Source organism: Chitinophaga hostae (assembly GCF_018224885.1).
Lineage (GTDB): Bacteria > Bacteroidota > Bacteroidia > Chitinophagales > Chitinophagaceae > Chitinophaga > Chitinophaga hostae.
The window spans coordinates 61,270-76,770 of sequence record NZ_JAGTXB010000001.1 but is presented as its reverse complement, the minus strand read 5'-3'; the positions used below and the strand labels follow the sequence as shown (position 1 = coordinate 76,770).

General features: G+C 41.2%; 14 protein-coding genes. 13 read left to right on the top strand and 1 reads right to left on the bottom strand.

Features of this window, described 5'->3' with window-relative positions:
* Nucleotides 1–23: 23 nt before the first annotated feature.
* The 3 genes from KE626_RS00335 to KE626_RS00325 all read left to right on the top strand — a co-directional run bounded on the left by KE626_RS00335 (nt 24) and on the right by KE626_RS00325 (nt 2,395).
* On the top strand, nt 24–737 hold the full coding sequence (locus KE626_RS00335) for a porin family protein (RefSeq protein ID WP_211970775.1): 714 nt from the start codon (nt 24–26) through the stop codon (nt 735–737).
* Nucleotides 738–884: 147 nt separating this feature from the next.
* Nucleotides 885–1,505, top strand: coding sequence for an outer membrane beta-barrel protein (locus KE626_RS00330; protein ID WP_211970773.1), 621 nt, complete (start codon nt 885–887; stop codon nt 1,503–1,505).
* A gap of 206 nt (nt 1,506–1,711) precedes the next feature.
* On the top strand, nt 1,712–2,395 hold the full coding sequence (locus KE626_RS00325) for an outer membrane beta-barrel protein (protein WP_211970771.1): 684 nt from the start codon (nt 1,712–1,714) through the stop codon (nt 2,393–2,395).
* 282 nt (nt 2,396–2,677) lie between these two features.
* On the opposite strand, the gene metF is transcribed toward KE626_RS00325, so the two are convergent.
* Nucleotides 2,678–3,631: a methylenetetrahydrofolate reductase [NAD(P)H] gene (metF, locus tag KE626_RS00320; protein WP_211970769.1), complete on the bottom strand. Its 954-nt coding sequence runs from the start codon at nt 3,629–3,631 to the stop codon at nt 2,678–2,680.
* A 162-nt stretch (nt 3,632–3,793) separates the two neighbouring features.
* On the opposite strand from metF, the gene lptB reads away from it, so the two are divergent.
* The 10 genes from lptB to KE626_RS00270 all read left to right on the top strand — a co-directional run bounded on the left by lptB (nt 3,794) and on the right by KE626_RS00270 (nt 15,494).
* Nucleotides 3,794–4,555: an LPS export ABC transporter ATP-binding protein gene (lptB, locus tag KE626_RS00315; protein WP_211970767.1), complete on the top strand. Its 762-nt coding sequence runs from the start codon at nt 3,794–3,796 to the stop codon at nt 4,553–4,555.
* A gap of 22 nt (nt 4,556–4,577) precedes the next feature.
* A complete protein-coding gene (locus tag KE626_RS00310) occupies nt 4,578–6,110 on the top strand; it encodes a GH3 auxin-responsive promoter family protein (RefSeq protein WP_211970765.1) in 1,533 nt (510 codons plus the stop codon).
* 17 nt (nt 6,111–6,127) lie between these two features.
* On the top strand, nt 6,128–6,877 hold the full coding sequence (fabG, locus tag KE626_RS00305; protein ID WP_211970763.1) for a 3-oxoacyl-[acyl-carrier-protein] reductase: 750 nt from the start codon (nt 6,128–6,130) through the stop codon (nt 6,875–6,877).
* Nucleotides 6,878–7,128: 251 nt separating this feature from the next.
* Complete coding sequence (locus KE626_RS00300) at nt 7,129–8,106, top strand: hypothetical protein (protein WP_211970761.1); 978 nt, start codon at nt 7,129–7,131, stop codon at nt 8,104–8,106.
* 23 nt (nt 8,107–8,129) lie between these two features.
* Nucleotides 8,130–9,230 carry a hypothetical protein gene (locus KE626_RS00295; RefSeq protein WP_211970759.1) on the top strand — a complete coding sequence of 367 codons (1,101 nt, stop codon included), beginning with the start codon at nt 8,130–8,132 and terminating at the stop codon, nt 9,228–9,230.
* Nucleotides 9,231–9,668: 438 nt separating this feature from the next.
* Complete coding sequence (locus KE626_RS00290) at nt 9,669–12,116, top strand: TonB-dependent receptor (protein ID WP_211970757.1); 2,448 nt, start codon at nt 9,669–9,671, stop codon at nt 12,114–12,116.
* Between the two features lie 106 nt (nt 12,117–12,222).
* On the top strand, nt 12,223–12,399 hold the full coding sequence (locus KE626_RS35135) for a class I lanthipeptide (RefSeq protein ID WP_211970755.1): 177 nt from the start codon (nt 12,223–12,225) through the stop codon (nt 12,397–12,399).
* 394 nt (nt 12,400–12,793) lie between these two features.
* Complete coding sequence (locus KE626_RS35130) at nt 12,794–12,973, top strand: class I lanthipeptide (protein ID WP_211970754.1); 180 nt, start codon at nt 12,794–12,796, stop codon at nt 12,971–12,973.
* 98 nt (nt 12,974–13,071) lie between these two features.
* Nucleotides 13,072–14,247 carry a lanthionine synthetase LanC family protein gene (locus tag KE626_RS00275; RefSeq protein WP_211970753.1) on the top strand — a complete coding sequence of 392 codons (1,176 nt, stop codon included), beginning with the start codon at nt 13,072–13,074 and terminating at the stop codon, nt 14,245–14,247.
* 11 nt (nt 14,248–14,258) lie between these two features.
* On the top strand, nt 14,259–15,494 hold the full coding sequence (locus KE626_RS00270) for a lanthionine synthetase LanC family protein (RefSeq protein WP_211970752.1): 1,236 nt from the start codon (nt 14,259–14,261) through the stop codon (nt 15,492–15,494).
* The last annotated feature ends 7 nt before the right edge of the window (nt 15,495–15,501 follow it).

Sequence of the window (15,501 nt, the reverse complement as noted above, 5' to 3'; positions counted from 1 at the left end):
AGCAGACCATAAAACCAAAGATCATGAAGAAGAAGTTTCTATTGTTATCGTTTGCGGCGCTAAGCATATCATTTGCGGCTATGTCGCAGGCCCGCGTCGGGGTTAAGGGTGGTTGGAACCTTTCAAATATTACCACTGATAATGCCGGAAATACAAAGGACAGTCGTGCTTTATCCGGATTTAATGTGGGAGTTATCGCTGATTTACCATTAGTGCCAAAAATATTATCCTTCCAGCCCGGTGTATTTTATACCACAAAGGGTACTAAACTGGAAGTAGGAGACAGGGATAAGGTGACGGTGACTAATCCTTATTCAAAATTTACCTCCAATCCTTCTTACATCGAAGTACCACTGAACTTCGTGGCAAAATTGCCGATAGGACAAAATTCCAGCCTGTTTGCAGGTGCCGGTCCTTACGTTGCGTTTGGAGTAGCGGGAAAGAACAAGTATGAACTCGTTACGCCGGTAGGTACTACCAGCAGCTCTTCCAGCATTAAATGGGATGACGATACACCGTTCAACAATGGTGACCCTAACCAGGGCTATGATAAATTCAAACGTTTTGACTGGGGTGGTAACGTACAGATAGGTGCAGAGCTGAACAATTTCCTGATTTCTGCCCAGTACGGCATTGGTTTTGCTAAAGTTCGCTCCGGCCAGGACAACAGTACGGATGACAAGAGTAAAAATCGTGTTTTCAGCGTATCCGTTGGTTATCTCTTTGGTGGAAAGTAGTTCAATAACAAACAATTAATTAATTCAGTTGTAATAACTGCTAGCAAGCAAAAAAACAGGTTCATTCAGTTGTTGGCAATCAAAAATTACGGAAACGGTACCTGACCTGTGGGTACCGTTTTTGCGATCATTCAAACTACATCAAACATGAAAAAGGTATTATTATCTGCAGCAGCTTTATTGGTAGCAAGTCTCTCTTTCGGACAGGCCAAATGGGGAATCGTTGCAGGACCTCAGTTTTCCAGCATTACTGCAAAAAATGTTGGACTGAACTCCGGAAAGGAAACCAGTAAATTATTAACTGGTATCAGAGCCGGCTTCACAGTGGATATTCCACTGGCGGAAGATTTCTATATCGGATCCGGTTTATTGTACTCCGGTAAAGGTGGCAAGTCTAAAAACTCCGATGCCAAAACGACTTTGTCGTACCTGGAACTCCCCATCCACTTTATGTTTAAGCCGGAAGTAGGTACCGGCAGACTCGTACTTTCTGCAGGGCCTTATGTTGCGTATGGTCTTGGCGGTAAAATCAAGGATACCGGATTGGGTGACCTGGATGTATACGATGATGAAGCTTTATTGTTGAAACAGAAACGTTTCGATGCTGGTGTTGGAATCAATGTTGGCTATGAAATGCCTATGGGGCTTTATTTCGGGCTGAACACCGGTCTCGGATTGGTGAACACCGCCGATAATACAAACAACGACCGCAGTTTCAAAAACACTTCTTTTGGTGTTTCTGTCGGATATAAATTCGGCGGCAAATAAGGCATAGCATACATGAAATTATTATTAACCACCCGTAATTTCGGGTGGTTTTTTATTTTTATCAAAACCTTTGATTATTTTTGAGACGAATAACCGACTGAGCATTAATAGTTAATACTTTTCCCCAAGATATAGTTTATAGTTATAGGATATAAGATAGATAGTTGTCACGTTGCATTTCATAATCCCTTAGTACAGATTTATTGATGAAATTTTCTACATTTCTCTTTGCCGCCATGTTCTTTATTGTTATGACTTCCCGTGCCCAGACGAGTCTGGGATTGAGGGGAGGGTATGTGAATGCCGGATTAGGGTCGGGGAATAATGCTGCCCGGGGAACCGATCGGATAGACTCCTGGCAGGCGGGTTTTTACACAAATACACCTTTGTTTAACCGGGGATACCTGCAGTCCGGTATAAGTTATATTGTAAAAGGAGCAGAACTGGACTACAATGTTCCGCCACCGGCTAATTTGTTTGCCTCTGGCGCTACCCGCCTGAAATTACAATACCTGCAGCTGCCGGTAAATTTCGTATATAAGCAACCGGTAGGTATTGGTAAACTGATTGTTGGTGCGGGTCCTTATGTTGCTTACTGTGTACGGGGCGATTATAACGTGTCGGCCTACAGCGATGGAAAGCTGGTCCAAACCGGTTCCCAGCGGGTAAACTTCGGATCTTCGCCTAATATTTTCGGTACCGGTATGCGTATGCAGCGCTGGGATGCAGGCTTAAACTTCGTTGCGGGTGTGGAGCTGAATTGCTTTCTTACACTTACAGCGCATTATGATTATGGCCTGATGGACGTAGATAAATCACCCGGAAACGAATTGAAAAACAGGTATTGGGGCGTGAGCCTGGGCGTTTTGTTTGACCGGGAAGACTGGTAATCATCTCATTTTATTTGCATCGGAAAAAGTTCTTCCCTGATGGGAAGAACTTTTTTTATTTTTTTTAAATGAGAATAGGGGACAAACCTGTTTACCGCGTCATATAACCGAAAGACATCACCGGAAGGTGATTTCAATCATTGGACAGTTATAATTAAAAGTGTGACAGTTATAGGGATATGCCACTACGTATCTACGTGATGGCATTTTTTTTATATGAAAGACAGCAAAAAAGGGAAAGACTTTTGTCCTTCCCTTCCTTTTTATCGCTAAGTATCCTCATTACATAATTGCCTCTACTGCCTGGCGTACTACCTTAGGTTTACCCAGGGTATAGTAGTGTAATACCGGCACACCAAAAGCTTTCAGTTCTTTTGACTGTGCAATCAGCCACTCTGTACCTACCAGTTCTACGTCTTTATCTGTTTTACATTTCAGGATTTCAGAAGAGAGGTCTGTAGGAATATCCACATGGAAAATGCGTGGCAGCATGGTCATCTGCTTACGGGAGGTAAGCGGTTTCAAGCCTGGAATGATGGGTACGGTGATACCCATTTCACGGCATTTCTTTACAAAGTCGAAGAACTTCTGGTTATCGAAGAACATCTGCGTAACAATATAGTCGGCGCCATTTTCCACTTTGCGTTTCAGATGAGTCAGGTCTGTTTGCATGTTCGGCGCCTCAAAATGCTTCTCCGGGTAACCGGCAACCCCAATACAAAAGTTGGTTTTTACACCGCTTTGCAGGTCATCTTCCAGGTACACGCCATTATTCATGTGTGCTACCTGGTCGAGCAATTCTATGGCATAACTATGGCCATGAGGATCCGGCTCAAAGAAAGTTTCATTTTTAGGGGCGTCGCCACGCAGTACCAATACGTTATCGATGCCCAGGAAGTTCAGGTCTATCAGGGCGTTTTCTGTTTCTTCCCGGCTAAAACCGCCACAGATAAGGTGGGGAACTGCATCTATGGTATAGTGGTTCATGATGGCGGCGCAAATACCCACTGTGCCGGGGCGTTTGCGGATTTCTACCTTTTCAAAGGAGCCGTCCGCCTTTTTCTTGAACATATGCTCGCTGCGGTGATAGGTCACATTAATGAATGCCGGCTTGAATTCCATCAGGGGATCGAGGTGATCGTAGATAGACTCAATGCTCTTGCCTTTCAGCGGAGGAAGGATCTCAAAAGAAATCAGGGTGTCTTTGGCCTGGGCAATATGTTCAGTTACTTTCATAAAGGTTAAGCTTTGAAGAATGCGGCAAAAGCCGGTAATCCTGCTAAAAATACGCGGGCAAAAATAAGATATCCGATTATTATAATCAGATCATTTTTAATCTTATGACAACTATAACTAGGCTAAGTGAATGAATTGCTTATTTTTGCTAAGTTTGATCATATGGCATTAAGAATACATACAGACCAGCTGGTAAAGCGTTACGGCAACAGAACGGTGGTAAACCATGTATCTGTGGAGGTGTCTCAGGGTGAGATAGTGGGGCTGCTGGGGCCCAACGGAGCGGGTAAAACCACCTCGTTCTACATGGTTGTAGGGCTTATTAAGCCAGATGAAGGGAATGTGTACCTGGATGGCCAGAACATTACCAAGCTCCCGATGTACAAAAGAGCCCAGATGGGGATAGGTTACCTGCCACAGGAGGCCTCCGTATTCCGGAAGCTCAGCGTAGAGGATAATATTGCTGCCGTACTGGAGATGACAAAACTCAGGAAAGCAGAACAGCGCGACAAACTGGAAAGCCTCTTATCCGAGTTCCGGCTTACCCATGTCCGGAAAAGCCCCGGTGATGTACTCAGCGGTGGGGAACGCCGCCGTACCGAAATTGCGCGCGCCCTGGCGGTAGATCCGAAGTTTATCTTGCTGGATGAGCCTTTCGCCGGTATCGACCCTATTGCCGTAGAAGATATCCAGGGCATTGTAGCCAAACTCAAATATAAAAATATAGGCATCCTGATCACAGACCACAACGTACAGGAAACGCTTTCCATTACTGACCGGGCTTATTTATTGTTTGAAGGCAAAATCCTTAAATCCGGATCGGCAGAAGAGCTGGCAGAGGATGAACAGGTAAGAAAAGTGTATCTTGGCCAGAATTTCGTTTTGCGCCGGAAAGATTACCTGGACGAAGCAGCTAAACAATAAAAATAATTCTACAGCATCCTATATGAGAATTTTAAGTCCTGCAATATCACAACTGGCAAGATTGCGCATGGGGCGTATCGCGCATTTTATGCAATATCCCGTGCAGGTGCAGCAGCAGGTATTCCAAAACCTTATCAGTGCCGCGCAGTATACCGAATTCGGTAAACAGTACGGCTTTTCGAAGATTTATAAGATAGACGAATATAAGCAGCGCGTTCCTATTCATACATATGATACCATCAAGCCTTATATACAGCGCACGATGGAGGGACAGCAAAATGTACTCTGGAATACACCTATCAAATGGTTTGCTAAATCAAGCGGCACCACCGCCGATAAAAGCAAGTTTATACCCGTTACCGTAGAGAGCCTGGATGAATGCCATTATCGCTCCGGCCGGGATGTTATATCTCTCTATTACAATAATTTCCCTGATTCTGATGTTTTTACCGGGAAATCACTGGTAATCGGCGGCAGCCACCAGGTGAATAAACTCTCGGAAAACAGTGATTCCTATTTTGGAGACCTGAGCGCCGTGATGTTGCAGAATATGCCCTTTTATGGCAATATGATCCGCACGCCGGACCTGGAAATCGCCCTGATGGACGAGTGGGAAGAGAAAATAGAACGTATGGCCAATGCAGTGATCCATGAAAATGTGACCTCTATTGCCGGCGTTCCTACCTGGACAATTGTACTGATCAAACGCATATTTGAGCTCACCGGCACAGATAACCTGGCCGATGTATGGCCCAATGTGGAGTTATATATGCATGGTGGCGTAAGCTTCACGCCCTACCGGGAACAGTTCAAAAAACTGATCCGGAAGCCATTGATGCACTACCAGGAAACCTATAACGCCTCCGAAGGCTTTTTTGCCGCCCAGGATGTAATAGGTGAGGAAGGACTGCTCCTGTTCCTGAATCACGGTATCTTCTATGAGTTTATGCCCATGGAAGAATTAGGAAAAGAAGATCCGCAAACCCTGCAACTGCAGGAAGTGGAACTGGGTAAAAACTATGCCCTGGTAATCAGCACCAACGGCGGCTTATGGCGTTATCTGGTAGGAGATACCATACAGTTTACCTCCCTGATTCCTTACCGGATAAAAGTTAGCGGCAGAACAAAATCCTTTATCAATGCCTTCGGTGAAGAAGTGATCGTGGAAAACTCTGATACGGCCGTTGCCAAAGCCTGTGAGGCCACCGGCGCTGTGGTAAATGATTATACGGCTGCACCGGTTTATTTTAGCGATCACGGTAACGGTGGGCATGAATGGTTGGTGGAGTTTGAGGTGGCACCGGACGATATCAACCGGTTTACCAATATCCTGGATAGCACGTTGAAAGCTATCAACTCTGATTACGAGGCAAAAAGATATAAAGATATAGCTTTACACATGCCCTTGATACACGTATTGCCGCAGGGAACTTTTTGCGAGTTCCTGAAAAGCAAGGGTAAGCTGGGAGGACAGCATAAAGTTCCCCGGCTGAATAACGACCGCAACTACCTGGAAGAGATCCTGAAGTTTGCGGCCAATAATATGAACGCTTAAAACCTATCAACTATAACATGAAATTACTGGAGAACAAAGTAGCGATCGTAACTGGCGCCAGCCGTGGTATCGGAGAAGCAATTGCTTTGAAATTTGCAGCACAGGGAGCTGATGTAGCATTTACATACGTGAGCTCTGATGAGAAAGCCCAGGCACTCGAAGCTAAACTGATAGCTTTAGGTGTAAAAGCAAAGGCGTATAAATCCAATGCCGGCGTTTATGAAGAATGTGAAACACTGGTAGCAGAAGTATTGAAAGAGTTCGGAAAAATTGATATCTGTGTAAACAATGCAGGTATTTCCAAAGATAACCTGCTGCTTCGTATGAGCCCTGAGCAATGGGATGATGTGATGAACATCAACCTGAAGAGCGTATATAATATGACCAAACAGGTGATACGCCCTATGATGAAGGCAAAAAGCGGCAGCATCATTAATATGAGTTCCGTGATCGGTATCATGGGGAATGCAGGCCAGAGCAGCTATGCAGCTTCCAAAGCCGGTATTATCGGGTTTTCCAAATCCATTGCACAGGAACTCGGCAGCCGCAACATCCGTTGCAATGCTGTAGCACCGGGTTTCGTGGAAACAGACATGACCAGCTACCTCAAAGAAGGAGAGGGCGCTGCCAATTATATTCAACAAATTCCGTTGGCCCGTTTCGGTACACCGGAAGATATCGCCAACGTTTGCCTGTTCCTCGCCTCAGATATGAGCGGGTATGTAACCGGTCAAACAATCAGCACTTGCGGCGGTTTGTGCATGTAAAGCGGAAAGCTAAAAATAACAAGCTACTATGGGATATAATTAAGTGTATAGTTTACTCTTAATTATATCCCATGGTGGCTTTTTTATTTTACACTTAGATTATTCTCTTCGTTTTGCGTACATTTATTTTCAACTGGTCCCACAGTAAAACAGCCCTCTGAATATTTCAACCGTTTTGCTATTTAATGTGAACCCGTTGTTTAATAGTTAACCGGTAATAACACAAATGATACTGTAAACAGAAGATCCTTATGGTGTATTACATTTCTGCTCAACCCGACGATTTATTTTTTAAGTGGCAAATAGAAGTTCAGTTATTTAATTTTCAGAAGCATAAAATTCCTGCAGAAAATATTCACGTATTAATTGCCTTCAACCCTCAGATTGGAATTAATCCTGTTTTTATAGCCTTAGCAAGAGAGCAATCTGAAAAAGCATGCTTTTTCTTCTATGAAGATAATAGGAAGGAGAGGAACTATATCTCGGCACTAAGGCCTCATGTTTTAAAGAAGCATTTTGCCGCATATCCAAGTCTGACTGATGAGCACATTTTTTATCATGATTCCGATATAATTTTCAGAGAGCTGCCTGATTTTGAACGCCTTTGTCGTCGGAATGTATGGAGCCTATCTGATACTAACAATTATATAAGCGCCAAAGCAATAAAAAAACACGGACATGTTGTTTTCCAGGAAATGTGTGATCTGCTGGACGTAAGCGAAGCATTGATCGAACAAAATGACGACCATGCCGGCGGCGCCCAATATTTATTAAGCAGCGTCAATTATCAATTTTGGGATAAGGTAGAACAAGATAGTGAAACGCTTTATACTTACCTGGAAAGAAACCAGGAAAGATATATACAGGCATATCGTGAAAACAATTCAGCAGTACCAGCCGATTACCGGGGGATGCAGTACTGGTGTGCGGATATGTGGGCGCTACTATGGAATGCGCTGACTATGGGATATAACGTAACTGTTGATAAAGAGCTTGATTTTTGCTGGCCCACTGATCCTATCGAACGATGGATGCATACAAAAATATTTCACAATGCAGGAATTACTAAAGCCCAAAGCAGCCAGTATTTCTTTAAAAGCGCATTTGACGAAACTCCTCCATACGGTTTGAGTTTCGATCACGTTCTGCATGACCGGTGCTCGATAAAATACGTTGATGCGATAAAGGAATATGAGGCTTCGATTGTTTCCGGGGCGGTATCGTCTTAATAACATCTCTTGAAATAAAATTGATGGATAAAGCATTATTAGATAGCATAGCCGGGATACTGGTGGATAAGAAAGACCTGGTATCCGATCAAGGCAAAGCACAAGGAACAGTAGGTATTGCCCTCTTTTTATTTCACTACTATAAAATGTCCGGAAATGAGGTGTATGGGGAGGCCGTATCAGCCCTTGTAATGGAAATGATTGAAAGGATAACCGCCCGGCAAGAGCTGCTGCAAAGGAATGAATTGCTTGATATTGCCTGGTTTTTGAAATACCTGGTGGATCAGGATTGCCTGGATTTGGAGATGGATGAATTGCTGGTATCAATAGATGATATATATGCAGATGTTGAATACTCCATTGGCTATCCTAATGTGGAGTATTTCCTAAAAGTAATTGATTTTTTTGTCTGGAGAAGAGAAATGATCCCGGACGACCAGTATCGACCGAAGATTGATAAGATTATAACACGTTTTGTTAGAGAAATAGTTCTGTATTACCAGGAGCATCTGAAGTATAGATTGTTGGAACCAGGGGTTATTACCAATATTATTCAAAAGAGACAGTTTCATACGCGTTTCAGAACGATGATAAGTATATTAAGAGCCCTTGATAAAGTTAACAAGCATTTTCTTTTGATTAATCCGCAGTTCCTTAATGAAGTGGTTAACGACCTTAATGAAGTGCAGATAGGGGAAGGCAAACGTGTGCAGGATAATGGCAATCGATGCTTCATGAGCGATGCCACTACTTTTTATATTCACTATACCGCTTCGAGGTGCGGAAATAATAATCAGGACAGTCAGGCATTTGCGACAGGTTATCCGCAAGGAGAAAATTTAATTCCCCTGAAGAAAGTGTCAGATTTGCCAGACCTCTTGTTGGCAACGTCTTGTCTGCATCTACTTGAATCTGAAAAATACCATTACCAGTTACCGGGTACTATAAAAGACAGATACGCCGAAACATTGGATGGTTTGATGGTGCAAATAATTTCCTATAGTGCTTTGAATCGATTACCCAATATGGGTTTGAAAGATGGTATAGCAGGAGCAGGGTTACTACTGTTAATTTTATCGGGGAACCCTGATCCTGATCTGGAAAATATCTTTCCATTTAATTAGCACATAAGATAACTGCTATTATCTTATGTTAGAGAGATGGTAGTAATGTTCTTTTACTGCACATTTATTTAAAAAGGAAGTTATCCTGTCTGAAAAAAAATAGTTTGTAATAAATTATTTAGTAAATTCACTTGACGAAGTTTAAATGCAAATTATTATTTGTATCAGGCTTCTTCTGGATTGTGAACCCATAATTTTTAATTTGTAACCTGTAATTACTATCCATTTAAACAACAACGCTAAATAAGAACGGAAACAATAAATTTTATACCTGTAAACAGCTTGTTACAGTATAAGGAGTAATTCCATCCGCTAAAAATGCCAATGCTATACAGCTATCTCAGTTATGGTGTTGTATGCTTATAATCCGTCTCCGGCGGTTATCGGGCTTCTTCTATCTAAATGTCAGTATATTGGCATAGGTATAAATTTTATTTAATGAGAGAAAAAAGATGTCAGACAATTTCTGCTGATAACAGTAAGGTTAGTAAACTATTCATTACTATTTTTCTTATGAGCATAGGTGTTTGTAGTTTCTTTAGGGGGTACTCCCAGGCTAGTATTACCGGAAAGGTATATAGTAAGGATGGCAAACCACTTGAGTTTGTTACCGTATCTATTCAATCACAACAGTCAGGGGTAAAAACAACAATAACTGACAGCACGGGAGCTTATAGCCTGCAGGCATCGACAGCCGGGATATATACTGTCTATTTTTCCCTGGTTAATTATGAACTGGTTAAGATGGATCTTAGGAATGGCTGTGATACGCTGATAAACATAGTATTACATCAGAAAAGCATCGACTTGAATGGCGTTACTATTTATAGGAAGAAACCCTTGATCGAACGGAGAATTGATCGCCTCATTTTTAATGTTCAAAATAGTATTGTTGCTACCGGAGGAGATGCGTTAGATGCACTGAAATCGTCGCCTGGAATTAGAGTGAACAATGATAATATCAGTATTATAGGCAGAACTGGCGTAAATGTAATGCTGAATGGTAGGCTGATACAGCTGTCTGGCAATGAGCTGGTGAATTATTTGAAATCAATCAGATCAGATGATATTGCCAGTATTGAAGTGATAACGACCCCTCCTGCAAATTATGATGCACAAGGAAACAGCGGGTTGATCAACATCGTTTTGAAAAAGGGTAGCAAGAATAATTTTAGTGGGGATATAAATGCATCGTATGCGCAAACAACTTATGCTGCGGGAAAGATTGGCGCAAGTCTAAATTACCAGAAGGATAAACTATCTTTTTCAATGGGTGTTGTTGGTGGAGATGGCTCCAATGGGCCCCAGCTAAATAATAGCGTGTACTACCGTCTGCAAGCGTGGGAATCGGAGAGTATAAGGAGAAATTATACCAGGTATTTTAACGGAAGAGTTAGCGCAGATTACAAGCTATCCGGTAAGTCTACTGTTGGTATTCAGTATATGGGTGGTGTTGGTGGCTGGGATATTCGTGATAATGAACAAACAACAATTAGAAATAGTAAGGATAATACGATTGACTCCGTTTTAAAAACAAATTCCTATAGTCAAAGCAATAATTTTTCACACGCAATTAATACTAATTACCAGTTAGAGATTGATTCTTCAGGCAAGAGGCTGACATTTGACGCAGATTATTTTTCATATGGAAATAACCAGGATAGGCTTTTTTCCACCAAAGGATTCCCGGGAAATGAGCAACTGGTTGAGCAATCATTTTACTCCCAGGATAATTTAGCAAAACAAAATATACATATATACTCTTCAAAAGTAGACCTGGTATTACCTTATAAGTTTGGAACGTTTGAAATAGGAGGAAAAATTTCTTTTATTAAAAACAACAGTAATGTTACCTTGTTTAATTTGACTGGCGGCAAGCCAATGTACGACTCCGCACAAAGCAATACTTTTGTTTATAAAGAAAATACACAGGCGCTGTATGCCAGCTTTAGTAAAAAATTGTTTCGTAAACTTGAAACTAAAATAGGGCTTCGGCTGGAAGCTACACAAACGAATGGCTTTTCGGGCACCATTGATCAGGAAAACAAAAATACTTATCTGCGGCTTTTCCCTACTGCTTATTTAATGTACGCATTTAATGATAAGCATTTACTATCATTAAATTATGGCAGGAGAATTGGCCGGCCTAACTATAATGCACTGAATCCTTTCAGATGGTACAATAATCCTTATGTATACACAGAGGGGAACCCAATGCTGCAGCCTTCTTATACGGATGTTGCGGAGATAGCTTATACTTTTAAAGAGAACCTGATAAGTAGCCTTTATTTTAACAGAACAAGCGGTGGTTACGGACAAATAACAATGGTTGCTCCTAATACGAATATACAGGTTACCCGTTCTGAAAACTATTTTAATGAGTTTCAGGCCGGCTGGTCCGAATCTTACACCTTTAAGCCATTGCCGTTTTGGGAAAGCTATAACCAATTTTCAATCTACTATAGTCACTCTAAATCGCTTATCCAGTCAATGCTGCCTAAACTGGAAGGGACAGGAGCTTTTGCGGCTACCAATAATTCATTTTCCCTGAACAAAAAGAAAGCGACGACAATAGAATGTAACTATTGGTATCAATTCCCCGAATCTTCCGGATTGTCTAAAACGGAGGGATACTCACAACTTGACCTGGGGGTGAAATTTTCTCTCTGTAATAATAAAATTCAGTCTATTATTAATTTGGTAGACGTATTTGCCACAAGCAGGGCTTTGTCTACAACCTATTATAACAACATCAAGGAAACAGATAAAAACTATTTCGACATACGGATGATAAGGATTAGCCTTAGCTATAAGTTGGGTAATAAAAATGTTAAGTCCCAACAACATAATACAGGGAATGAGGAGGAGAAAAAACGAGCCAACTGATTTACAGCCAATTAAAATATTGAAGATACTTGCAAGTAAGTCCAATAATGAGCTTTACGACTTTATAAAAGATAGCTCCTATTCTTAATTTCGAAATTTTTAAGCTATGAAAATTCAGTTAACCAAAACCCTTAAATTAAGCAAGGATTCCATTGCGAAATTACAGGAAAACCAAATGGCTGCTGTTAAAGGTGGTAACAGCGCAAGCGCATTCAGCTCATCCGGCCCTAATTGCACTTGTAAAAGTGGTGGCACCTGCACTACTAAGCCCCCTGCACAGTAATTTACAGAGGTAATGATGAGTGAATATTTTGATTTCCCAGAGCAGAAGAGTATTCACAACTTGCAAAAGCTGATCGGGAGATAGAAACTGTTTCTCTTTAATATAAAAGTTCGGTCTATTGTTAATCTGGTAAACTACCGGACCTCATCTCCACGTATTGTAACGGCTTCAAAACGTCAGATATAACTATTTTGATGTATGGACAATGACGATTCGCCTTATCTGTAGATAGGGTAGCAGCTGTTCTATGTCCGATAATATGATGCGGGTAATGAAAATATAAAAAGCAGATCGTTTTTATAAAAGATTAAACATACTTGCAAGTAAGTCCAATACTGAGCTTTACGACTTCATTAAAAAGGTAGCTCTATTTTTAATTTGAAATTTTTAAGCTATGAAAATTCAATTAACGAAAACCCTGAAATTGAACAAAGATTCAATTGCAAAATTACAAGAAAGCCAAATGGCATCTGTTAAAGGTGGTAACAGCGCAAATGTATTTAGCTCCTCTGGCCCTAAATGCACTTGCAAAAGTGGAGATACCTGCACTACCAGTTCCACTTCTATAGAATAGGTTATAAGAGGAGTGGCGGATTTTATTCGTCACTCCTTACACTCCCTACTGTAAGAAACCGACTTATATCGGTTATCGATAAACCAGCGCTTTTTTTTATGTGCGATAAAATAGATTTATGCATTCACCAGATTGAACAGTCTATCTCAAGCAACCGGCAATTACTTTCATCAGTAACTATCAAAGATGGAATTATCGGGTTGTCTATATTTTATTTTTACTACGCTCGGTATACCGGTAAAGCAGAACATCTTCAAAAGGTGGCTGACTACTTGGAAACATGTTTTGAGGGATTGGAGCAACATCAGCTGAAGGATTTTGAGCTATGTGATCTGGTAGAACTTGGCAGGTATCTTCTTTTTCTTTTCCGGGAGAACTTACTCGAAGTGGAAACAATAACAGCATATCTTGACGAGATCGATGCCTTTATTAAAGAAGTGCTTCAGCGTGAAATTGATAATAAGAACCTTAATACCGTGTTGGGAGTCATTGGCGCAGGGCACTATTTTGTTGAAGGAAATGGCTTGAAAGATTACTCTACAGAGCTTAATGATATTATACAGCTGATATCAACAGCTGCCCATGTTGATAGTGACGGAAGTATTTTCTGGTATTTCAATTCATCTCACCACGGCAATTTGCAGGTCAGAAGATTTGGTACGACAAACGGTCAGGCCGGGATTATATTTTTTTTACTACGTCTTTACGAGCATGATTTCAAAAGGGAGATCTGTGCAGATATGATTCACAAGGGACTTCAGAACCTGATAAAATATCGGCTGGCAGAGGGATATGTGCGACTATATCCCTTTGGCTCGGCACCGGAATCCCAGGAACCATTACAAAACCTGGCTTATGGTGATGTGGGGATAGGAAATGTTTTCTATCAATGTGGGGAACTATTTGATAACGACTATTATCGCCGGGAAGGGATAAAAATTATTGAAAATGCGGCCCGGTTCAGGGATGACGCGCAGAAATATATTAAGGATGCCCAGCTATTGCATGGTGCAGCTGGCCTGCTTAGCATTTTTAATAGATATAAACAGTTGATTAAAAGCGAGAGTATTTCGGCTTCTTCTGCTCATTGGTTGGAAGAAGTGTTGAATTTCAATAAAAGTACCACCCCATGGGCGGGGTTTGATACTTATTATAATGGCTATAGTGATCACTTTCAGATATCATTTGCCTATGGAATATCCGGTATCGGTATCGCTTTGATAGGCCATAAGTTATCCTTGCCCAGTGATTACTTAATTTTCTTTAATTACTAATTTGTGTTGTAATGAAGGATAGAATTGCTGATATTTTAAATACTGCCAGGGAGTTCATTTTAGATTGTGATCCGGAAAAGATTCAACTTGAAAATATTCTGAATGGAAAATTGGGACTGGCATTATATGCCGTTTATATGTCGAGAGAAGAACCTGATAGCCCATATCTGATGAAAGTGGCAACAGTACTGGAAAGTATTTTTAATGAAATTTCGGAAGGCACATCGGATCTGACCGCTCAGAGCTCGTTTGCAGACGGATTGCCCGGTTTGGGCTATGTTTTGCACCTGGTGATGAAGGAAAAAATACTTGGGGAGGAATACCAGGAACAGCTAGCGGTCATCAATGAGCTGGCTTATGGGAATGCTTTGAAGATGCTTGATGCGCAATCCTTCGATTATTTTTATGGTGCTATAGGGCTATTGTTTTATCTCCACGCAACAGAATCTTACCAGTATTGCGAGGAAATAATAACGAAAGTTCATAGTTATGGAGTAGCAAATAATTTCTTCTTTTATAATAATACCGACGATTCCTATACGATGGGAATAAACTTTGGTTTTGCGCATGGATCGGGAGCTATTATCGCTGTGATGCTGTCTTTATACGAAAGCGGAATTGAACGTGAGAAGACAAGGGATATTATTCTGAATACTTTAGAACAGTTGTTACAATTTAGAAGAAGTGAGATAGATGTGGAAAGGATTAAAGTCCTGGATACCAGGGAAAACTGCTTCCCGTCTATATTTCCCTATAATATTATGACTGAGCGTCCCGACTTGCTCATTACTCCCGAAGATGGAAACAGTACTAACCTGTACCATTATTCAGGGCGGGTGGGCTGGTGCAACAGTGATCTGGGTATGGTTTACCTGTTATATAAAACAGGCACTGATTTATCTGTGGAAAAGTATATCCACATAGCAGAAGAGATGTGTGCTGCTACCATGATGCGGAAAAATTTCGCAGAAACAGATATTCGTGATTACTACATATGTCATGGTACCTCAGGAGTGGCTATGCTATATAAAAAGATTTACGATATAACGAATAACCCAATTCATCAACAGTCCTACCACTTCTGGATTAATGCCACTACTGATTATATGGAGAAAGAAATGAAGATCCTTTCATTCTCTCCGGATAAACTCAATTTGCTCACGGGATGGCTGGGAGCATTGCTGGTATTGTATGGTTACAAGGAAAGTAAAGAGTTAAAAGGATGGGACAAAATATTCCTGGTTTAATTATATA

Excerpts from the sequence above, each read along its gene's own strand:
- KE626_RS35135 (WP_211970755.1), top strand. The coding sequence starts at position 12,223 with ATGAAAATTCAGTTAACCAAAACCCTTAAATTAAGCAAGGATTCCATT.
- KE626_RS35130 (WP_211970754.1), top strand. The coding sequence starts at position 12,794 with ATGAAAATTCAATTAACGAAAACCCTGAAATTGAACAAAGATTCAATT.
- metF (WP_211970769.1), bottom strand. The coding sequence starts at position 3,631 with ATGAAAGTAACTGAACATATTGCCCAGGCCAAAGACACCCTGATTTCT.
- KE626_RS00300 (WP_211970761.1), top strand. The coding sequence starts at position 7,129 with ATGGTGTATTACATTTCTGCTCAACCCGACGATTTATTTTTTAAGTGG.
- lptB (WP_211970767.1), top strand. The coding sequence starts at position 3,794 with ATGGCATTAAGAATACATACAGACCAGCTGGTAAAGCGTTACGGCAAC.
- KE626_RS00325 (WP_211970771.1), top strand. The coding sequence starts at position 1,712 with ATGAAATTTTCTACATTTCTCTTTGCCGCCATGTTCTTTATTGTTATG.
- KE626_RS00310 (WP_211970765.1), top strand. The coding sequence starts at position 4,578 with ATGAGAATTTTAAGTCCTGCAATATCACAACTGGCAAGATTGCGCATG.
- KE626_RS00270 (WP_211970752.1), top strand. The coding sequence starts at position 14,259 with ATGAAGGATAGAATTGCTGATATTTTAAATACTGCCAGGGAGTTCATT.
- KE626_RS00275 (WP_211970753.1), top strand. The coding sequence starts at position 13,072 with ATGTGCGATAAAATAGATTTATGCATTCACCAGATTGAACAGTCTATC.
- KE626_RS00335 (WP_211970775.1), top strand. The coding sequence starts at position 24 with ATGAAGAAGAAGTTTCTATTGTTATCGTTTGCGGCGCTAAGCATATCA.
- KE626_RS00295 (WP_211970759.1), top strand. The coding sequence starts at position 8,130 with ATGGATAAAGCATTATTAGATAGCATAGCCGGGATACTGGTGGATAAG.
- fabG (WP_211970763.1), top strand. The coding sequence starts at position 6,128 with ATGAAATTACTGGAGAACAAAGTAGCGATCGTAACTGGCGCCAGCCGT.
- KE626_RS00330 (WP_211970773.1), top strand. The coding sequence starts at position 885 with ATGAAAAAGGTATTATTATCTGCAGCAGCTTTATTGGTAGCAAGTCTC.
- KE626_RS00290 (WP_211970757.1), top strand. The coding sequence starts at position 9,669 with ATGAGAGAAAAAAGATGTCAGACAATTTCTGCTGATAACAGTAAGGTT.